General features: G+C 68.8%; 17 protein-coding genes and 3 pseudogenes. 14 read left to right on the top strand and 6 right to left on the bottom strand.

The window, feature by feature from the left end:
- Window positions 1-11 precede the first annotated feature (11 nt).
- From SACMADRAFT_RS25870 to SACMADRAFT_RS25845, 7 genes are all read left to right on the top strand, one after another.
- Window positions 12-440: a hypothetical protein gene (locus SACMADRAFT_RS25870; RefSeq protein ID WP_009156810.1), complete on the top strand. Its 429-nt coding sequence runs from the start codon at window positions 12-14 to the stop codon at window positions 438-440.
- Window positions 440-3283: a BTAD domain-containing putative transcriptional regulator gene (locus tag SACMADRAFT_RS25865; protein ID WP_009156809.1), complete on the top strand. Its 2844-nt coding sequence runs from the start codon at window positions 440-442 to the stop codon at window positions 3281-3283. The genes SACMADRAFT_RS25870 and SACMADRAFT_RS25865 overlap by 1 nt, the downstream gene beginning before the upstream one ends.
- A gap of 925 nt (window positions 3284-4208) precedes the next feature.
- Entirely contained in the window at window positions 4209-4373 is a 165-nt protein-coding gene (locus SACMADRAFT_RS30580) for a hypothetical protein (RefSeq protein ID WP_009156808.1), read from the top strand.
- Between the two features lie 39 nt (window positions 4374-4412).
- Window positions 4413-4733 carry a hypothetical protein gene (locus SACMADRAFT_RS25860; RefSeq protein WP_009156807.1) on the top strand — a complete coding sequence of 107 codons (321 nt, stop codon included), beginning with the start codon at window positions 4413-4415 and terminating at the stop codon, window positions 4731-4733.
- 56 nt (window positions 4734-4789) lie between these two features.
- Complete coding sequence (locus SACMADRAFT_RS25855; protein ID WP_009156806.1) at window positions 4790-5950, top strand: AAA family ATPase; 1161 nt, start codon at window positions 4790-4792, stop codon at window positions 5948-5950.
- A gap of 50 nt (window positions 5951-6000) precedes the next feature.
- Window positions 6001-7749 (top strand): VWA domain-containing protein, encoded by a 1749-nt coding sequence (locus tag SACMADRAFT_RS25850; RefSeq protein WP_009156805.1) that lies wholly within the window; start codon window positions 6001-6003, stop codon window positions 7747-7749.
- Window positions 7750-7835: 86 nt separating this feature from the next.
- On the top strand, window positions 7836-8168 hold the full coding sequence (locus SACMADRAFT_RS25845) for a hypothetical protein (RefSeq protein WP_009156804.1): 333 nt from the start codon (window positions 7836-7838) through the stop codon (window positions 8166-8168).
- 750 nt (window positions 8169-8918) lie between these two features.
- On the opposite strand, the gene SACMADRAFT_RS25840 is transcribed toward SACMADRAFT_RS25845, so the two are convergent.
- The gene (locus SACMADRAFT_RS25840; protein WP_009156803.1) at window positions 8919-9710 is read right to left on the bottom strand and encodes a hypothetical protein; all 792 of its coding nucleotides are present in this window, start codon (window positions 9708-9710) and stop codon (window positions 8919-8921) included.
- Window positions 9711-9917: 207 nt separating this feature from the next.
- The gene (locus SACMADRAFT_RS30180) at window positions 9918-10073 is read right to left on the bottom strand and encodes a hypothetical protein (protein ID WP_157617312.1); all 156 of its coding nucleotides are present in this window, start codon (window positions 10071-10073) and stop codon (window positions 9918-9920) included.
- A 136-nt stretch (window positions 10074-10209) separates the two neighbouring features.
- Here SACMADRAFT_RS30180 and SACMADRAFT_RS30175 point away from each other — a divergent pair, with 136 nt between their 5' ends.
- The 3 genes from SACMADRAFT_RS30175 (at window position 10210) to SACMADRAFT_RS25830 (ending at window position 11143) form a co-directional block, all read left to right on the top strand.
- Entirely contained in the window at window positions 10210-10359 is a 150-nt protein-coding gene (locus tag SACMADRAFT_RS30175) for a hypothetical protein (protein WP_157617311.1), read from the top strand.
- Between the two features lie 21 nt (window positions 10360-10380).
- A complete protein-coding gene (locus SACMADRAFT_RS28735; RefSeq protein WP_050998274.1) occupies window positions 10381-10692 on the top strand; it encodes a tyrosine-type recombinase/integrase in 312 nt (103 codons plus the stop codon).
- Window positions 10693-10906: 214 nt separating this feature from the next.
- On the top strand, window positions 10907-11143 hold the full coding sequence (locus tag SACMADRAFT_RS25830; protein ID WP_040925907.1) for a hypothetical protein: 237 nt from the start codon (window positions 10907-10909) through the stop codon (window positions 11141-11143).
- A 7-nt stretch (window positions 11144-11150) separates the two neighbouring features.
- Here SACMADRAFT_RS25830 and SACMADRAFT_RS25825 read toward each other — a convergent pair whose 3' ends face one another.
- From SACMADRAFT_RS25825 to SACMADRAFT_RS25815, 3 genes are read right to left on the bottom strand one after another with little or no spacing between them, the layout of a single operon-like run.
- Window positions 11151-12050, bottom strand: coding sequence for an alpha/beta fold hydrolase (locus tag SACMADRAFT_RS25825; protein WP_009156802.1), 900 nt, complete (start codon window positions 12048-12050; stop codon window positions 11151-11153).
- A 15-nt stretch (window positions 12051-12065) separates the two neighbouring features.
- Window positions 12066-13136 (bottom strand): BtrH N-terminal domain-containing protein, encoded by a 1071-nt coding sequence (locus tag SACMADRAFT_RS25820; RefSeq protein WP_009156801.1) that lies wholly within the window; start codon window positions 13134-13136, stop codon window positions 12066-12068.
- Window positions 13133-14728: an MFS transporter gene (locus tag SACMADRAFT_RS25815; protein ID WP_009156800.1), complete on the bottom strand. Its 1596-nt coding sequence runs from the start codon at window positions 14726-14728 to the stop codon at window positions 13133-13135. The genes SACMADRAFT_RS25820 and SACMADRAFT_RS25815 overlap by 4 nt, the downstream gene beginning before the upstream one ends.
- A 121-nt stretch (window positions 14729-14849) precedes the next feature.
- Here SACMADRAFT_RS25815 and SACMADRAFT_RS25810 point away from each other — a divergent pair, with 121 nt between their 5' ends.
- Window positions 14850-15509, top strand: a complete 660-nt coding sequence (locus SACMADRAFT_RS25810) for a TetR/AcrR family transcriptional regulator (RefSeq protein ID WP_009156799.1) — start codon at window positions 14850-14852, stop codon at window positions 15507-15509.
- 286 nt (window positions 15510-15795) lie between these two features.
- Window positions 15796-16236: pseudogene (locus SACMADRAFT_RS31090) on the top strand (transposase); the annotation flags it as partial.
- Between the two features lie 3 nt (window positions 16237-16239).
- On the opposite strand, the pseudogene SACMADRAFT_RS30165 reads toward SACMADRAFT_RS31090, so the two are convergent.
- Window positions 16240-16716 (bottom strand): annotated as a pseudogene (locus SACMADRAFT_RS30165) (IS5 family transposase); the annotation flags it as partial.
- A gap of 115 nt (window positions 16717-16831) precedes the next feature.
- On the opposite strand from SACMADRAFT_RS30165, the pseudogene SACMADRAFT_RS25800 reads away from it, so the two are divergent.
- Together SACMADRAFT_RS25800 and SACMADRAFT_RS25790 are read left to right on the top strand one after the other, a co-directional pair.
- Window positions 16832-18116 (top strand): annotated as a pseudogene (locus SACMADRAFT_RS25800) (ISL3 family transposase).
- Window positions 18029-18607 (top strand): IS5 family transposase, encoded by a 579-nt coding sequence (locus tag SACMADRAFT_RS25790; RefSeq protein ID WP_269726585.1) that lies wholly within the window; start codon window positions 18029-18031, stop codon window positions 18605-18607. Before SACMADRAFT_RS25800 ends, SACMADRAFT_RS25790 begins: the two are co-directional and overlap by 88 nt.
- Window positions 18608-18624 lie beyond the last annotated feature (17 nt).

The following is an 18624-nucleotide window of genomic DNA, read 5'->3' as shown; positions in this document are numbered from 1 at the left end:
GAGACACCGGCATGGTCACAACGGAAGAGGAAATCACCCGCCGCCTCGAACACAAAGACTCCGCGCGCAGCGCACGCCGTGCCCAAGCGGCCACCACCGTCGGCGAACTGGCCCGTCGCCACGCCGAACTCGCCGCACAGCTCGGCGAGCTCGAACGCGAACTCGGCCAGATCCTGACCGCGGCCGGCGACGTCATCGACATCCCCGAACTGGCCCAGGTCACCGACATCCCGGCCGCCGACCTGTCCCGCTGGCGAGACCAGGCGGCCAAACCCGCCCGCGGCGGCAGGCGCAAACGCACCACCGCGAAGAAGAACGACACCAACGGCAAGGACACACACCCGGCCACCACCCCCGCCGCGCCCACAGCCGCAGCAGCGGCACGACCAACCCCACCGGACACCCCCACCGCGGCCGGGGTCGGCGCGGCGAGCCACTGATGACGCCTGGTCGGGTGTGGATCGTGCGCACCGCGCGGCTGGCGGGCCGGGTGGTGCGCGCCCTGGGCGCGGCCACGCTGCTGGCCGCGCTGGTGGCCGGGCTTCCCACGGCGCTGATCCACGGTGTGGGATGGCCCTTGCCGGGCCATCTGCCCGGCCTGGAGGAGATCGCTGCCGTGCTGCTGGCACCGATGTCGAGCAGCTTCCTGCTCGACACGCTGGCTTGCCTGGCCTGGCTGCTGTGGCTGGTGTTCGTCCGCGACGTCGCCGCCTGCGTACTCGATGTCATCCGAAAAGCGCGGTGGCCGGACCCGCGAGGCCAGGGCGGGCCGGTGCGGCGGGTCGCGGCCGTGCTCATCGGTGCCCTGCTGGTCGCCGTGCTGGGCCGCACCGCCATCGCCGCACTCGCCAACCTGCCGGGGCCGGCCCGGCCTGTCGGGCACACCTCGGTCGTGGCGGACGCCCCCGCCGGTATGACTCCCGCCGCGGGCGGGCACACCAGCATCGAGCCGCCCCACTCGCCGGTCGAGCCCGGCGTCGAGCGGGTCCGCCCACCACGGCACGGGGTGCACGACTCGCTGTGGCGGATCGCGCAGCGCCGCCTGGGCGATGGCGACCGGTGGCCGCAGATCTGGGACCTCAACCAGGGCAGCACACAACCCGGCGGGCGGGTCATGACCAACCCGAACCTGATCCACCCCGGCGACCTCATCCGCCTCCCTGCCAGCGGCCCGCCCCGCGCACCCGCACCACCACCAGGGCCCACCACGCCCACGCCACCCAGCAGCCACCCCGCGCCCTCCGCGCCGCCTTCGGAGCCGACCGCACCGGCGCCTGCCACCACGCCCACGGCCGATCACGCCGCAACCGAACCCGCGGCGGGGGCGGTGACCTGGGGCAGCGGCGAGGTATTCGTCAGCCTTGGCCTGGCCGCGGCCGTCAGCGCGCTGCTGCTACGCGCACGGCGCCGCCATCACGCCCGCTACCGACCCGGCAGCGGGCGACGCGACGACGACCTGCCGACCACACCCGTGGTGTATCAGCTTCGGCTGGCCCACCTGCACGCCCAGCACCACAACGACGACCCCGAACCGGACACCCAAACCGACCACACACCCGGCGAACCGGCCGCGCGCGAACACCCCCACGACCCCGTCCAGTCCACGCTGGCTGCCCGCACCCACCCAGTGCCCGCCGACCCCCCGAGCGCCGGGACGCAACCGTCGGCGCCGGTGGTGGATATCGCCCTGGACACCAGCACCCACCACGCCGACAACGCCACAACCAACACCGCCGCGGGCGGGACAGCGGTGGTCGCGCTGGACCTGGCCCGCGTCCACGGCCTCGGCCTGCTCGGCCCAGGCGGCCACGCCGCAGCCCGCGCCCTGCTGCTGACCCTCCTCACCACAGCGGTGTCCGCAGGCGAGCCGGTGCCGTCGGTGCTGGTGCCTGCCGGCGACCTCGCCCGTCTACTCGGTGTGCCGGTGCCCACCACACACCTACCCGACACCCTCACCGTCGTGGCTGACCTGGAAACGGCACTGGCCACACTGGACCCCCACACCCCCGTACCGCAACAGCCGACCGTTCTGGTCGCCTCGCCTCCCCACGAACCACACCAGCAGGCGCGGCTACAGCAACTACTCGACAACGGCGCCCAGCACGGCCTCACCGCGCTGCTGCTGGGCCAGTGGCGTCCCGGAGTGACCGCCTACGTCACCGCCGGCGGCCGCATCACCGCCACCAACCCCGGCCTCGGCGAGCCACTACGCGGCACCCGGGCCTTCACCCTGCCCGAGACCGCCACCGGCGAGCTGCTGTCCTTCCTGCGCACCACCCAACCCCCGGTCCACCACCGGACCGCGAACCATGACGCCGCACCCGACACGGCCCAACCCAGCAACGCGGAAAGCGGCCCCGATCGCCTGGAGATCACCACCAACCCACCAGCGCCGACACCACCCGCCGCTGACGCTGATGAACACACCCACGAACCACCCCCACCGGTGGCGGCGGACACGAACGCGGTGACACCGGTACCGCTGGTGCTCACCGTGTTCGGTGCCCCGGCCCTGCGCTGGCGCCCCAACCCCACACAACCCGACGACGCGCTGCAGGACCTGTCCCCGGCCTTGAGTAACCGCCTTCTGGAACTGCTCGTGTTCCTGGCCGTCCACCCCAGCGGGGTCTCCCGACACCGCATCATCGACGCCCTGTGGCCCGAACAGCCGCCCCGCAACCCCGCCAGCGTGCTGCGGACCATCCTGTCCCGCATCCGCCGCGCCCTCGACACCGCCACCGGCGGCGCCGTCCGCGAACTCGTCCTGGCCGAACACGGCCACTACCAACTCGACCCGGCCGTCATCGAGGTCGACTACTGGAACTTCGCCGCCGCGGTCACCCGCCGCCGCGCCACCACCACACCCGAACAACGCACCCACGCGTGCCAAGCCATCGTCGCGCGATACGGCGGCCCCATAGCCAACGGCCTGGACGCAGAATGGCTCACCACCGCCCGAGAAACCACCCGCCGCGACGCCCTCGACGCGGTCGCCGCACTCGCCCGCGCCCAAGTGGAAACCAACCCCGCCGACACACTCGACCTGCTCGAAACCGCACGAGGCTTCGACCCACACAACGAACTGCTCTACCGCGACATCATGCGCCTACAACACGTCCTCGGCCACCACCACGCCATCTCCCGCACCCTCACCCTCCTACAAACCCACCTCGCCGAAATCGACACCACCCCCACCACCGACACCATCAACCTCGCCCAACACCTCCGCGCCCGACACACCGGCATTTCTGTCGAGGCTTCAACTCAGTCCCCAGCGACCTGAATGACCGTGCCCCCTGCTCCCGATAACGCCTTACCAACGCGGATATCTCGGCGCAGTGCACTCACCTCAAAGTCGATTGTGCGGAACAGCGAGATACCTCGATTCCGTGGCGCGGTGCTGCCCGGGCCGATGCTAATGTCGACCGTGTTGGCGCAATCGTCGAGGCGAAGAAAAAGAAGCGCGTGGACGCGGTCCCGTATTTCCACGACTACACCATTTCGCGTCGAGTGTCGGGTGCGGCGTTCGCGTAGCGGCGAGATGGCACGGGGCCGCATTCAGGGTCACGACGCCCGTCCAGGCGCCGGTGTCGCCAGCATCGAGCCTGCCACCCCGGTACGACCACCCGCTGCGACGGTCGCGGGGCGAAGCGGCGCGCAGAGTCATTGCCCATCGTGGGGCCGCCGACCCGGCCGATCAGCCTCGCCCTCCGGTATCCGACTAAGGTGGATCACCCCGTGTCGATCGTTCGCCCAGGTCACGCCCGCTGCCGGGGGATCCACCGGTGTCCCAGACTCGCCTGGCACCAAGCAGGCAAGCACATCGGGCCCAGTGGCAGTCTCGCGCGAGTTCGACATCACATCCCTGCTGCTCACCAGTGCACACCGCTCACCTTCACGACCCATCCGTTGCGCCCTTTTTTGTCTTGCTGGTGAATGCGTATTCGTCCGCGGTTTCAGAATTCGGCGCGCTCATCGGTTCCAGAACGGATCAAACCCTGACCTGCGCAAACACGCCCAGAATTTGGGTGAGGAAAATCGCGAAAGTCCCCCGAACGGAGCCCGGAAAAACATTGCACGGCGCCGGTGGTCGAGTTACGTTTGTCGTGTCACCGGGAAAACCGGAAAACACAACGAACCACCCGCCCCGGGCGCGCACCATTTCCCGGGAAGTCGAAAGAATCTGCAATTCATGAACGGGGACCACTATGTGCTACGCCGACACCGCCGCCAACTCCAACGGCACCGCCACCGCGTTCTGCTACTGCGGGTGGCAGGAAATCCACCCGACTCTCGACGCCGCCGACACCGCCGCCGAAACCCACCAGCGCAACGCCGACGCCGCCGAAGCCGAATTCGCCGCCACCCACTGACCCGCCACCCGCACACGCCACACCGAAAAGGGGAACACCGTGAACCACAACACCGACGACCCGCCCGTGTACGCCATCGACCCCGACGCCGACCCCGGTCCACTGCCCGAAACCGCGCTCGACAGCTTCATCGAGAACGGGTGCACGGTCAGGGCCGTGGTGATCGACCCCGCCGACGCGCAACAACTGTTGTACGGCGTGGTCACCGGCCCCGACGGGAAACTCGTCGGAACCTATTACCCCGCCGACACGGTGCGCGGTGCGCGCTGGCGCATCGTGACCGCCGACGGCACGCACTACCACGCCGCCGACGAGTACCACGCGGTCCATGCCCTGGTCACCAGGTTCGCCACCGACTGATCCACGAGCACAGAAACCGCCGCCGACAGCTTGCTTTTCAGGAGAGGACCCCACGCATGACCACGCCAGGCACGACTTCGACCACGGGCACCGTGACCGCCGCCCCGCGTGCGACAACCCGACTGCGCAACGGCGAACTCCGGCGCATGGTGGCCGAGCAACTCGCCAACGACCCCACCACCGCGTTCACCCCCGGCACCATCGCGAACAAACTCGGCGGAAGATCATCCGGCGCTGTGGGTAATGCGCTGGCGACGTTGGAAGCGCGAGGGGAAGCCGAAAAGGTCGGCACCACCCCGGTCACCTACCGCGCGACCGGTAAAACCGCCGACGCCGCGAAAACCGCCACCGTCACCCCGCGCACCACCACCGCCCCGGCACCGGCGGCACCCGCCACGACGCCCACTACGCAGGCGGTGGTCACCGCACCGATACGCCGCCCGAACGGGCAGATGTACCACCCACGCAAACTGTCCAGCCTGTCGGACGTGACCGCGCTGCGGCGACTGCGTGACGCCAACGTGCCCGCGCTGCTGTACGGCCCACCCGGAACCGGGAAAACCTCAGTGGTGGAGGCAGCCTTCGACGATCTGGTGACCGTGCAAGGCGACAGCGACACCGTGACCGACGACTTCGTCGGGTCCTACACCCAAACCCCGGACGGGCGCTACGAATTCACCTACGGTCCACTGGTGACGGCGATGCGCGAGGGCCGCGCACTGTTCATCGACGACGCCACCCTCATACCGCCGACCGTGCTCGCGGTGGTGTACCCCGCGATGGACGGACGCCGCCAGATCGTCATCAAAACCCACAAAAACGAGGTGGTCGACGCCGCACCGGGGTTCTACGTCGTGGCCGGACACAACCCCGGGGTTCACGGCGCGGTGCTCACCGACGCACTGTCGTCACGGTTCGCCGCGCAGATTCACGTGTCCACCGACTACGACCTGGCCACCCAACTGAAGATCGACCCGAAAGCGGTTCGGGTAGCGCGGAACCTGGCCGCACGGCAAGACAAGGGCGAGATCGGGTGGGCACCGCAGCTGCGTGAGCTGATCGCGTTCAACCGGATCGCCGACGTACTGGGCACCGGCGCCGCAGCCGGGAACCTGATCGGCATCGCACCCGAGGAAGACCACGAAGTGGTCGCCGAAGCGGTGCGCAACGTGTTCGGCACCAACGTCGCCCCACTGTCGCTGGGCCCCCAGTTCTAGCCCGCGACCACCACACACCCGCACGAAATACCTGGAAGGACACACAAACCATGAGCACTCACGTAGCCGCCCCCACCGCCGCACCCACGGCCATGTTTCCCGCCGCACCCGGATGGCTCACCCTGTCGGCCGCATTCGGCGACGAGGCCCCCGCCATCGCCGACCGTGACGACCTCGTGGTGACCGTCGCACCCGGGGCTGGACACGGCGCCCCCGCGTGCTTCTTCCCCGATCTGGCCACCATCGAGGTCGACGGTGCACACCTGGACAGCGGGGTCGACCCCGCCACCGTCGCCCCACACCGCGTCGGAGACCGCAAGCGCTACCGAACCGCGTGGGGACTACTGACCCACGAATGCGCCCACGCCAAACACTCCGTGTGGCGAACACCCGACAACGCACCACCCGGGGCAGCGGCGGCGGCCGAACTCCTGGAGGAGTCCCGCATCGAAGCCGCGCACCTTCGCCGCCGCCCGGGTGACCGGTACTGGCTGCGCGCCAGCGCCACCAACCTCATCCTCGCCGACATGCAGGCCAACAACCCCGCTACCGCGCCCAAGATGACGACCCACGACGCCGCCCGAAGCGCCGCGCTGCTGCTGGCACGGGTGGACGGCGGCGTCCTCAACCGCCGCGAAACCGCCGTCGTTACCCGCGTGGTCACCCAGATACTGGACGCCGACACCCTCGACACCCTGCGCGAGATCTGGCGCGAAGCACACCGCACCGCCGACGACAACGCCGACGCGATGATCGACCTCGGCCGCCGCTGGTGTGAGGCGTTAGGAACCGACCCCAACCAACCACCTCCCAAGCCCGGGATTCCCGGCAACGGGCAAAGCACGAACGGCACCCCCTCGCCACTGGCGCAGGCCGTCGCCAGCGCGGCACGGGCGGTCAGCCGCGCGGTAGCAACCGACCCCGCACCCACCGACCCCGTGACGCAAGCGCTGGAAGCCGCCGCCGACGAGAACGAGGCACGGCAGGACGCGCACCGCAACGCGCGAGCCGTATTCAACCGCTCCGGCAAACCACCCGCCTTCGGCACCACCACCCGTGGCACCCGGGCACCGCGCACGTCCGAACGTACCGCCGCCCGCCAACTCGCACGGGCACTGAACACCGCCGGGGTTCGTGACCGCACGGTCGCCAAGACCAGATCGGCCACGCCCCCAGGGCGGTTGCGCATGCGCGGAGCCATGACCGCCGACGCGCAACGGGCGGCGGGCACAGTCCCCACCGCCGAACCGTTCACCCGCACCACCCGCGCCACCGTGCCCGCACCACCGCTACGCATCGGGATCGCATGCGACGTATCGGGGTCCATGAGCGCCTTCGCGAAACCGGTCGCCTCGGCAGCCTGGATTCTGGCCGACGCCGCCCACCACACCGCCGTACCCACCACCACGGCGAGCGTGATCTTCGGCTACCACGTACGCCCGATCACTCACCCCGGCAACGCCCCGCCCCGCGTGACCGAGTTCGACGCAGGCGACGGCGAGCACCGCATCGACACCGCGATCAGCGCGCTCGACGGCGCGCTCGACCTGTCCCGCCCCGACGCCGCCCGCCTACTGGTGATCATCTCCGACGGGTGCTTCGAGAGCATCACCAAGACCCCGGCGCAGAAGATGCTCGACCGATTGCGCGCCAACGGGTGCGCGGTGCTGTGGCTGCAACCCGACGAGCCCTCCAACGAACCGATGGACGGCGCCACCGTGCACACCCTGACCGACCCGACCACCACCGCCCGCGCCATCGGACAGGCCGCCACCGCCGCGCTACGAGCCACCCGCTAACCACCCTGGCTAGGGGCGGAACACGGACCCCGCCCTAGCCACCCCGCCCCAGCCAGCCCAACCGACGACAGAAGGGACATGCCCCGATGAACGCCACCAGCCCCGCCGCGCGGCGGATCACCGAACTCGACCACAGCACCAGCTGCGACCAACACCGCTACCGCTACAGCCGCATCGTCCGCCTCGGTCGACACCGCGTGCGGGCACGCATCCAGCGCGACTTCTACAGCACCCAGTCGTGTGCCGTGGCCGAGGTCCTGGCCGACAACATGACATGGACCCTCCTCGCCACCGACGACCCCAACAACTGGATCGACGACACCACCCCACCCGGCCAGGGCCCGATCCATTGCGCAACCGAACTCGGCCCCCTCGCCGACACCCTGATCAACCGCGCCGCCGCCATCCTCCTCGACTGACCATCTCCCCAGGCCTACCCGCGACATAGCCCCCACCTCCACCCGCCGACCGCCCTCCTCCCACCCGACACACCACCCGCCAGACCACCCGTCGCCGCGCCCCAGCGAACAGGGCCGCTGACCACCGCCACCGAGCCGCGCTGTTCGCTGTCGCCGCCGCGTGCCACGCAGGCCATTTCTGCGATACCCAACTGCGAACACAACCCACGACCCGCCCGGAGCACGCGCCCACCCGCCGACGATGACAGCGCCGACCACTGGTCTCGCACCAGGCATCGATGACGCAACCAACTCACGCGGTCGATACCACAGAACCGGAAAGCGAATCGCATACCGGTTTCGGCGCGGTACCGGATCACAGCTGGGGTCATTGGTGCTATCGCCGCACCGGTAGGCGGCGGGCCAGCGCGGCTGCCGCCGGCCGCTCGACCCGTAGCGAGAATCCACGGCCCTGTGTATTCGACCAGTCGACCGGGCCCAGTCGCTGCCAGAACCGCGACGGGAACCCAGGTATCAGCGGCAGGGGATCAGCACGGCAGCAGGTTTCGCCCGTCGCCGACAGTGCCGCCCCGGTCGCTGCCCACAAGCTGCAGGCAGCGACCGGGCGGGAACGAAAAGCGGAGGCCGTCCGTGGCCGATGCGGGGGCCGTGGCCCCGGAGAGAGCCCGCCGCAGGGCCGTGTCCTAGCGGGCGGCCCTGCGTGCGGATAGGCGGACTGGTGCCCGTACGGGCGGTTAGTGGCCAGGCCGGTTACTCTGTGTCGGCGGTCTTTTCCAGGGCACCAGCCTTGTCCGGGTTGATGGCGAACCGCTTCGGCGCCTCGCAGGTCTTGATCGCGTGTCCGTCGGCGACGAGCTTCTCCAGCGCGTTGTTGACCGCGCCGCCCGACCGCAGCAACTCCTTGCCGATCTCAGCAGGTCCGAAACTCCCATCCGGGCGCTCGGCCAGGTACTCCTTCACCAACACCCGCAACCCGCCCTTGGGCAGTCGATTCTTGTCCCTCGGGCCGGTGTCGGTGGAATCCGCGACCGCAGCAGAGGCTGCCGGAGAAGGAGCGGTGTGCCCATCAGCGTCGATGGACGATGAGCACGCGCCGCCAGTGAGGCCCTCGGCGGCCGATTCGGCGACATCGTTCGCCGTTTCCTCGGTTCCTGCCGGTTCCTCGGCTACGGTGTCGCTGACCTGATCGGTGTTGGGCGTCGTAAGCGCGTCCGGCAACGTGTCGTCGGCATCCAGCATGGCGGTGTCGGCGGCGTCGCTGTCCGACAACGCAAGTGCCCAGGTATCGGGATCGCGAGGGCCGCCGCCCGCGGTGCGGATCGCGTCACCGTCGCGGCCCCAGCGAGCCAGGATCTTCGCCGCCGTTGAACGGCCAACCCCGGCCGTCATCGCCAGCTTGACGGTGGTGGAACCGGGACTGTCGACCAGTGCGGCGCGCACCTTGTCCTCCGTCGTTCGCGCGGTCTGACCGGGGTCATCGGCCACGACGTGCAGGTGGCGGTCGCTGCTGGCGTCGCGGTTCTGACGGTTCTTACGGGACATGACGAACTCCATGTGTTGATACGGAATGGGTGGTCATGCCCCGGCCAGGGCGTCGCCCGCCGGTGCGCATCCGGTGGCTCGGGCTACACGACTATGGACGCTTCGTCACCGCCTCCATGTCAAGCGATTCATCAAACAAGACAACTGTCTTGTGTGGACGAGCACTTGTGACTCCCAGCGATATCTGTTACTTGCCAGAGATAACTGTCACCAACGGGATTCGCTGTTGTCGATTGTTGCGGTGAGCGTGTCGGCGAAGGTGTCGAGGCGTTGCCGGAGGGCGATGTAGTGGCCGAGTGGCCACTGGTCTGTAAGGAGCTGTTCGGCACGTTCGCGCTGCGGCACCTCAAGGCGGTCCGCCATGCGCAGGAGTGCATCGGCAATCCCAGCGGGAACCGGCCACTGACCCGCGAAGAGAGAAAGCGACTGTTCGGTTGCATGGAACCGGAGATCCGGCGGCTGCGAACGGAGGGGCGCAAGGGCGCGCTGACCGCGGCGGATGGTGATCTCGGTGTGGCCGTGGGCGGTGCAGACGGTCCAGGTCTACCTGGACAACGTCCGGCCGCTGTTCTATATCGACCGCGAGGACGACGACGTGATGTTCCCGACCGAGCGCGATGAGATGCTCTCCGAGCAGGCGGTCAACTAGCGCTTCCAGCATTGGCGCGAAGTGGCGGGGCTGCCGGATCATCTGGGGCCGCACTGCCTGCGCTACACGTACGTGACCAGGTTGATCGAGTCCGGCTATGACGGGCAGTTCGTCACCGACCAGGTCAGTCATTCCCACGCGGCGACCACGGCGATCTACACGGCGGTCAGTAGCGAGTTCAAGAACCTGAAGGTCCGTGAGCACCTGGATGCGGCCGAGGAGGCCGCCTTGCAGCGCGCCTTCGCGATGGCCGAGGCGGAGGCGGAGATGGACGACGACTTCAGCGATCACGCGGCAGGCGAGCCTGCTGGCCGCCGGAGGAGGGAGCGATGAACGCGGTGTCCCGGCCAAAGCCGGACGAGCAGAACGACAACCTGCAGGCCCGGCAGCCGCGCTACGATCGGCGACTGCGTGAGCTGATGGCGGTCCGGAAGAACTGGTACACCACCACGAAACTGATCCCGTCACCAACCGTCGCCCACTCGGGGGCGCGCTGCGGCACCGCCCGACTCCCTACCTGTTCCCAGGGCTGCGCCCCGGCCGGCCGATGGTCTCGGCCACCCTGCAGACCCGGCTGCGCAAGGTGGGCGTCCCCAGCGCCCGAACCGCCCGCAACGGTGCCTGGCTGTCACTGGTTGGCTCGGTCCACTGGAAGATGCTCGCCGACCTGCTCGGTGTCGCCGACACCACCGCCAGCTCCTGGTACCGGGAGAACGGCGGCGACGGTGCCAGCTACGTCGCCAGCCGTCTTCGCCGAGGACAACGCACCGCCGGGCCCGAGTAACCGAGCGTCACGTCCCTGGCCCGCTCCGCTTTCTCGACTCGGCACGTGGCAGGGGCAGGAGGTGGTTGAGGAAGTCGATCAGGTGGTTGGTGAAGATGTCGTTGTCGTCGCCGGCGACCATGTGTGCGGTGTTGGTGACGGTGGTGGTGTGGGCGGTAGGGATGTGGTGGAGAAGGCGGTCTACGGAGTCGTGGTTGACGATGTCGGATAGTTCGCCGCGGATGAGCAGGGTGGGGATGGTGATCTGTTGGGCTGCGGTGTTCATTCGGGTGGTGAGGTCGGTGAGGGCGGCGGTGTTGCTGATGAACTGGAGCAGTTGTGGGTCCCAGTGCCAGCGCCAGCGGCCGTCATGGTGTTGGCGGAGGTTCTTGCGGAGCCCGTGGGTGGTGGCGGGGCGGGTTCGGTGGGGGTTGTAGGCGGCGATCGCGGCGGCGGCCTCGTTCAGGGTGGCGAAGCCGTCGCGGTGGCGGGTCATGAAATCGAGGATGCGTGCGGCGCCGGCGGGATTGATCTGGGGCGCGATGTCGACGAGTACGAGGGCGCGGGCGATGGTGTGGTGGGCGTGCGCGAGCAGTGCGGTGATACCGCCCATGGAGGCGCCGATGAGCACGGGGGTGTCGTTGAGGGTGCCGGTGATGTGGACGAGGTCGTCCACGAGGTGATCGACGGTGTAGTCGTGGGGGTGTGCCCAGTCGCTGTCGCCGTGTCCGCGGGCGTCGAGGGTGAGCGCGGTCCAGCCGTGCTCGGCGAGCCGGGCGGCGGTGTGGTGCCAGGAGTGGCGGGTTTGCCCGACGCCGTGGAGCAAGATAGCGGTGCCGCGCGATGGGGTGGCTGGTGGTGCGGTCCAGTGGTCAGCGGCCAGGGTGAGGCCCGCGCGGCGGTAGGTGAGGGGTGCGGGAGTGGTCACGGCGTCTCCGGGGCGTCAAGAGCTGAGTTCGCGGGCGAGCAGGTCGAGCAGATCGGCGCCTTGCTGTTCGAGTTCGGGGAGGTGTCGCGCGGTGTCGGCGAGCGCGGTGACGCGGGTGGCAGTGGAGATGTCGGCGGTGGCGATGCGGGCGAGGCCGTGCCAGAGCTGGGTGAGCTGGGCGTAGAGGTCGGCGGCTTGTCGTGCTATGGGCAGGCCGGTGCGCTGGGCGAGGTAGTGCAGGTAGTCGGCTTGCAGCCGGCGGAACAGGCTGCCGCCGGTGCCAGCCTTGTCGATGAACGCGGCCAGCGCGGTGAGCACGGTATCCAATTGCGTGGCGGTGAACACGTCGGGCCAGCGCCGCAGGTCGTCGACGAAGACGCTGAGGCCGTCCAGGCCGGCGCCGTGCACGAGGTCGGTCACCCCGTCGAGTTGACCGGCAGGCAGCAGTGGTTGGGGGTGGCGCAGAGCTCGAGCGGCGGCGTGGCAGGCGTCGGCGGCGGTGTCGGCCAGGGGCGGCAGCTGGGTGGGGTAGCGCAGCCGGTAGGTGGTGTGCCGGGTGGGTGCGGGGAATCCGGTGGAGCTGCGGGCGCGGGCCAGCGCGTCGTAGCCGACGGGTTGGGGGTCGGCGCGGTCGTTGTCGACGACGGTAGCGGTACGGGTGTGGTCGTCGTAGCCGGTGATCACGATGTCGTGGCGGCTCATGCTCAGCCGCACCCGCAGGTACGGGAGGTGGGCGATGTCGGCCCAGCACAGCACCGGATACCCGTGGTCGAGTTCGTCGCGGACCCAGGCCCAGCCTTCGTCGGGGTCGTCGGTGGTGTGCTGGGTGGCGGTGATCCCGAGACGGCGGGTGAACCCCCCGGTGAGGTCGGGGCCCCGGCCGACGAGGTAGATCGGCGGGCTCATGGCGGGGTGGCGCAGGTAGGTGAACCCGAGTTCGCCGCCGAGCCCGAACACGGTGCCTTCGTCCAGTGGCGTGTCGTCGTAGGACAGCCGGGCCCACTGCATCAGGTCGCGCAGCGCTCCCGACCCGCAGTGCCCGGCCAGCTGGTGCGGGTAGTCGCTGATGACGCGTCGTCCAGTCACGAGGTGCTCCTATCCTGTTTGGCGACAAGCGAAGAGTCGATAGCGTTGCGGCCTCGGGTTTCCCCTGGCTGCCACGGTCGGTGCCCGCGCTGGCTTCCGGGAGCCCACACCGTGAGCGCGACGGCCGTGACCGCAGTGATCACGGCAAGGGCGCTGAGGGTGTCGTGGAACCCGTCAACGAAGGCACGCCGCGCCGCAGCGGCAAGACCCGGTCCGGCGGGCGTGTCGCCAGCTAGCTGCAGCGCGGCGGCCAGTGAATCACTGGCGTGGGCGCGAGTTGCGGCGGGGAGGTGGGTGATCTGTGGGGCGAGATGGGTGCGGTAGCTGCTGGCGAGCAGGCTGCCGGCCAGCGCGATCCCCACCGCGGCACCGAGTTCCCGGGTGACGTCGTTGACCGCGGAGGCCACGCCCTGCTTGGCGCGGGGAACCCCGCGCACGATGGCGGCGGTGGCCGGTGTCGCGCAGATGCCCAGACCGAGCCCGAACACACCGAGGAACACCACCAGCCGCGGATAGTCCTCGCCGCCCCCCAGCCCGCCGATCCCGACCAGCGCACCAGCCACCAACGCCAGACCGGCACCGGTCATCACCCGCAACCCCACCCGCTCGCTCACCCACGGCGCGAGCACCGCGGCCGCGACCAGCGGAACGGCCACCGGCGCCAACGCCAGCCCCGCCCGCAGCGGCGAGTAGCCCCACACCAGCTGCAGGTGCTGCATCAGCACGAAGAACACCCCGAACGCGGCCAGGAACTGCACCACCAGCGACACCGCGCCGGCACCGAACCCGCGGTCGCCGAACAACCCGACCTGCAGCAACGGTGCCGCCCGTCGCCGTTCGACCAGCACGAACCCGGCCCCGGCCAGCACCCCACCACCGAGCGAGGCGACCACCAGCGCACTGTCCCAGCCGTGATCGGGAGCCTCGATCACCCCGAACACCACCAACCCCACCGCGGTCGCCGACAGCACCGCCCCCGGCACATCCAGCCCGGGCGCCGCAGGCTCACGCGACGACGGCACGAACCAGCCACCCACCACCAGCAGCAGCGCCAACACCGCGGTGGCCACGAACACCGCCTGCCACGACCGGACCGCCAACAACGCGCCGGCCCCGAGAATGCCCAGCACCGCACCCGCCCCGGCAAAACCCGCCCACACCCCCACCGCACGCGCGGCCTGCCGGGCAGGGAACTCCGCAGTCAGCAGGGACAACGTCGCCGGCATCACCAGCGCCGCCCCCAACCCCGCGACCGCCCGGCACACAATCACCCCGGTCGGCGTATCCACCACCACCGGCAGCGCCGAACCCACCGCGAACACGACCAGTCCAGCCAGCAGCACACCGCGCCGCCCGAGACGGTCACCGACCGCGCCCGCCGGCAACAGAACGCCCGCCAGCACCAAGGTGTAGGCATCCACAATCCACGTCGCCTGCGTCTGACTGGCCCCGATATCCGCTGCCAGCTCCGGCAACGCCGTGGTCAGCGACGCCACCCCGGCCATCACCAACGCCACGGCCAGACACGACACCGCCAGCGTCCAGCCACCACGCGCCCCGCCCGTTCCCCCGACAGACTCCGCCACACGCATCACCCGCAAGCCTCGGACCTTTGTGAACCGACAGTATTGGACCTAGACTGGTAGTTTCACAAGTCCGGCTGGCGTTAGACTTGCTCATGCCCGCGCTGCCCTCCGGATACGCAGGAGATCGATGCCCACCGCCGCCGTCCCCACACCCAGCACCCCGGACGAAGACCCGCGGCTGGCACGCTCCCGCACACGGCTGCTCGACGCCGCCACCCACCTGTTGGCCGAAGGCGGCATCGACGCGGTCACCATCGACGCGGTCACCCGCACCGCCGGCATCGCCCGCGCGACCCTCTACCGCCACTTCGGCACCGGCACCGAACTGCTCGCCGCCGCCTTCGAACGCCTGCTGCCCCCGGTCGCACCCGCACCCGACCACGGCCCCCTACGCCAACGGCTGCTCACGCTGCTGACCAACCAAGCCCACCTCATCGACCACGCCCCCCTGCAGCTGACCGTGCTGTCCTGGCTCGGCATGAGCATCGCACCAACACCCCCGACCCCCACCCAAACCGACCGGCCACACCTGCACACCCTGCGCCGCCGCATCATCGAGCAATACCGCCAACCCTTCGACGCCGTCCTCACCAGCGACACCGCCCACAACACACTCCGCCCCGGCACCGACACCACCACCGCCCTCGCCCAACTCATCGGCCCCCTCATCTTCAACCGCCTCGTCACCGGCACCCCCAACGACCAACAGTTCTGCACACAACTCGTCGACGACTTCCTCACCAGCCACGGACCCCAGACCACCCCGGGCCAGACAGAAAACGGCTGAAACAACAGGGCGCGTAGCTCAACAAGGTTCTCCACCGGAAACGTTTCATCGCGCCGATCTCGCCGTTGAACCGCTGCCACCCCGTCAGACCACGAGATCAACACCCACAAAATTTCGGACGCGCCCTGTTCGCCGAGCGCCCCCGCGCGGAGGGGGACTGTCGGACACTTCGTGGGTGGGGCTGGTGATCATGGAAGGCTGGGGATTTACCCTGGCTCGAAAGGATCACGTTGAGTAACGATGTGGCGGCTGCGAAGTCCGATGCTGGCTCGGGTGTCGGGGTGATCTGGATGTCCGTATCGCGCGGGAGTTGTTGGAGACGGCGCGGGATACGGGTGTGTCTTTGACGGGCCCGGGCGGCTTGTTGCGGCAGATCACGAAAACTGTCCTGGAAGCGGCATTGAACGCTGAACTGGATGAGCATGTGGGCTACGAGAAGGGTGACCGCACGGGTAAAGATACCACGAATGAGCGGAACGGCGCGGGCGCAAAAACCGTGACGACCGATATCGGTGAGGTTCGCATCAAGGTCCCTCGTGATCGTGATGGCAGCTTTACGCGGCAGATCGTGCCGAAACACGCCCGCCGGATCGAGGGATTCGACGAGACGATCATCTCCCTGTACGGCAAGGGTCTCACGACCGGCGAAATTCAAAAGCACCTGTTCGAGATCTACGACGCCGACGTGTCGCGGGATCTGATTTCCTCGATCACCGACAAAGGGCTCGTCTCATGTGGTGAGTTTTCGGAGTTTCTTCCAGCAGGTCACGGCGGCTCCGAGTTGGAGAAATGCGAGGAAGTGTTGGGGTTTGCGTTCGTAGCGGAGGGTCAGGCGTCGGTATCCGGTGAGCCAGGCGATGGTGCGCTCGATCACCCAGCGGTGCTTGCCCAGTTTCTGGGCGGATTCGATGCCCTTGCGGGCGATCCGCACGCCGATGCCGTGCGCTGCGACCCAGCGGCGCAGCGCGGGTTGGTCGTAGGCCTTGTCCGCGTGCAGTTTCTCAGGTCGGCCCCGCCGGGGGCCGCGGCGGGATTTGACCGCGGGGATGGCCATGACCAGTGGTTTGAGCGCGCGCGAGTCGTGGGTGTTCGCGGCGGAGATCGCGACGGTGAGCGGCAGCCCGCCGCGATCGGACACCACGTGGATCTTCGAGCCCGGCTTGCCCCGGTCGACCGGACTGGGACCGGTCAAAGATCCCCTTTTTTCGGGCTCTTTGTACTGATGTGTGGGTAGTTTGCTCAGGTAGTAGAGGGGGCACGTCGTTGCTGGGTCTAGGTTTCTGAGCTGTCGAGGAACAGAAACCGGATAGACGGAGAACGACGTGCCCGGTGTCAGGGTATGGGGTCGGCTGCTGGGCGTGAACACAGCGGTCGTGGAGTCGGTGGAGTTCGATGAGGCCGAGCAGGTGCTGGTGGCCGCGGTGCGGGTCCGGCGGCGGGATCGTGACCGGTGCGGGGTGTGTCGTCGGCGGTGTCCGCGCTATGACGCCGGCCGGGGCCGGCGTCGATGGCGTGCGCTGGACCTGGGAACCGTGCAGGCGTTCGTCGAAGCTGCCGCATCCCGGGTGCGGTGTCGTGAGCACGGGATCGTGGTCAGCGCGGTGCCCTGGGCCCGGCACGGTGCCGGGCATACCCGCGCCTTCGATGACACCGTCGCCTGGCTGGCGACCGCGACGTCGAGGTCCACGGTCCGGCAGCTGATGCGGATCGCCTGGCCCACCGTGGGGGTGATCATCACCCGGGTCCGGGCCGATATCGACGCCCGGGTTGATCGGCTGGCCGGGCTGCGCCGGATCGGGATCGACGAGATCAGCTACAAGAAGAACCACCGGTATCTCACCGTGGTGGTCGATCACGACACCGGACGGCTGGTATGGGCAGCGCCGGGCAACGACAAGCCCACGCTGGCGGCGTTCTTCGAGTTACTCGGCCCCGACCGGTGCGCGCAGATCACGCATGTGTCTGCGGATGCGGCGGCCTGGATTGCCCGCACCGTGGCCCAGTACTGCCCGGACGCAACCCGCTGCGCTGACCCGTTTCACGTGGTCAAGTGGGCCACCGACGCGCTGGACCAGGTACGGCGTCAGGCATGGAACACCGCGCGCCGTCAGCCCGGCGGCAGCAATAAGGACCGGCGCGGCCGGCGGGCCTCGGCCGGTGCCGCACAAACCATGAAACGAGCACGATGGGCGTTGTGGAAGAACCCGCAAAAACCTCAACGATCACCAACGCCACAAGCTTGCCTGGATAGCCAAAACCGACCCCCGCCTCTACCGCGCTTACCTGCTCAAAGAAGGACTCCGGCACGTCTTCGCAATCGGTGGCGAAGCCGGTAAAGAAGCGTTGCAACGCTGGCTGTCCTGGGCGGCACGATGCCGAATACCCGAGTTCACCAAACTCGCCCGCACCATCCGATCCGAGCTCGCCGCCATCCACGCGACGCTCGACCACGGCCTGTCGAACGCGCTGATCGAATCGACCAACACCAAGATCCGGCTGCTGACACGACTGGCCTTCGGATTCAAACACCCCGACGCCCTCATCTCCCTCGCACTTCTGGCCCTCGGCGGCTACCGCCCCGAACTACCGGACCGCACCCACACATAGATCAACAGAGCCCGAAAAAAGGGGGATCTCTGACCGGTCCCAGCCCGGTCGACCGGGGCAAACTCGGCTCGAAGATCCACGTGGTGTCCGATCGCGGCGGGCTGCCGCTCACCGTCGCGATCTCCGCCGCGAACACCCACGACTCGCTCGCGCTGAAACCGTTGGTGATGGCCATCCCCGCAGTCAAATCCCGACGCGGACCTCGTCGGCGCCGGCCCGCGAAGCTACACGCGGACAAGGCCTACGACATCCCCGCACTGCGAGACTGGGTTCGCGAACAGGGCATCGCCGTGCGGATCGCCCGCAAAGGCATCGAATCCGCCAAGAAACTCGGCCAGCACCGCTGGGTGATCGAACGGACCATGGCCTGGCTCACCGGGTACCGGCGCTTAACCTTGCGCTACGAACGCAAAGCTGAACACTTCCTCGCTTTCCTTCAGCTTGGATCCGCCCTGAGCTGCTGGAAAAAGCTCCGAAAGGCATCCACATGAGACAAGCTCTGAGTGGT

Source organism: Saccharomonospora marina XMU15, from assembly GCF_000244955.1.
GTDB lineage: Bacteria > Actinomycetota > Actinomycetes > Mycobacteriales > Pseudonocardiaceae > Saccharomonospora_A > Saccharomonospora_A marina.
This window is presented reverse-complemented; position numbering and strand designations above follow the sequence as displayed.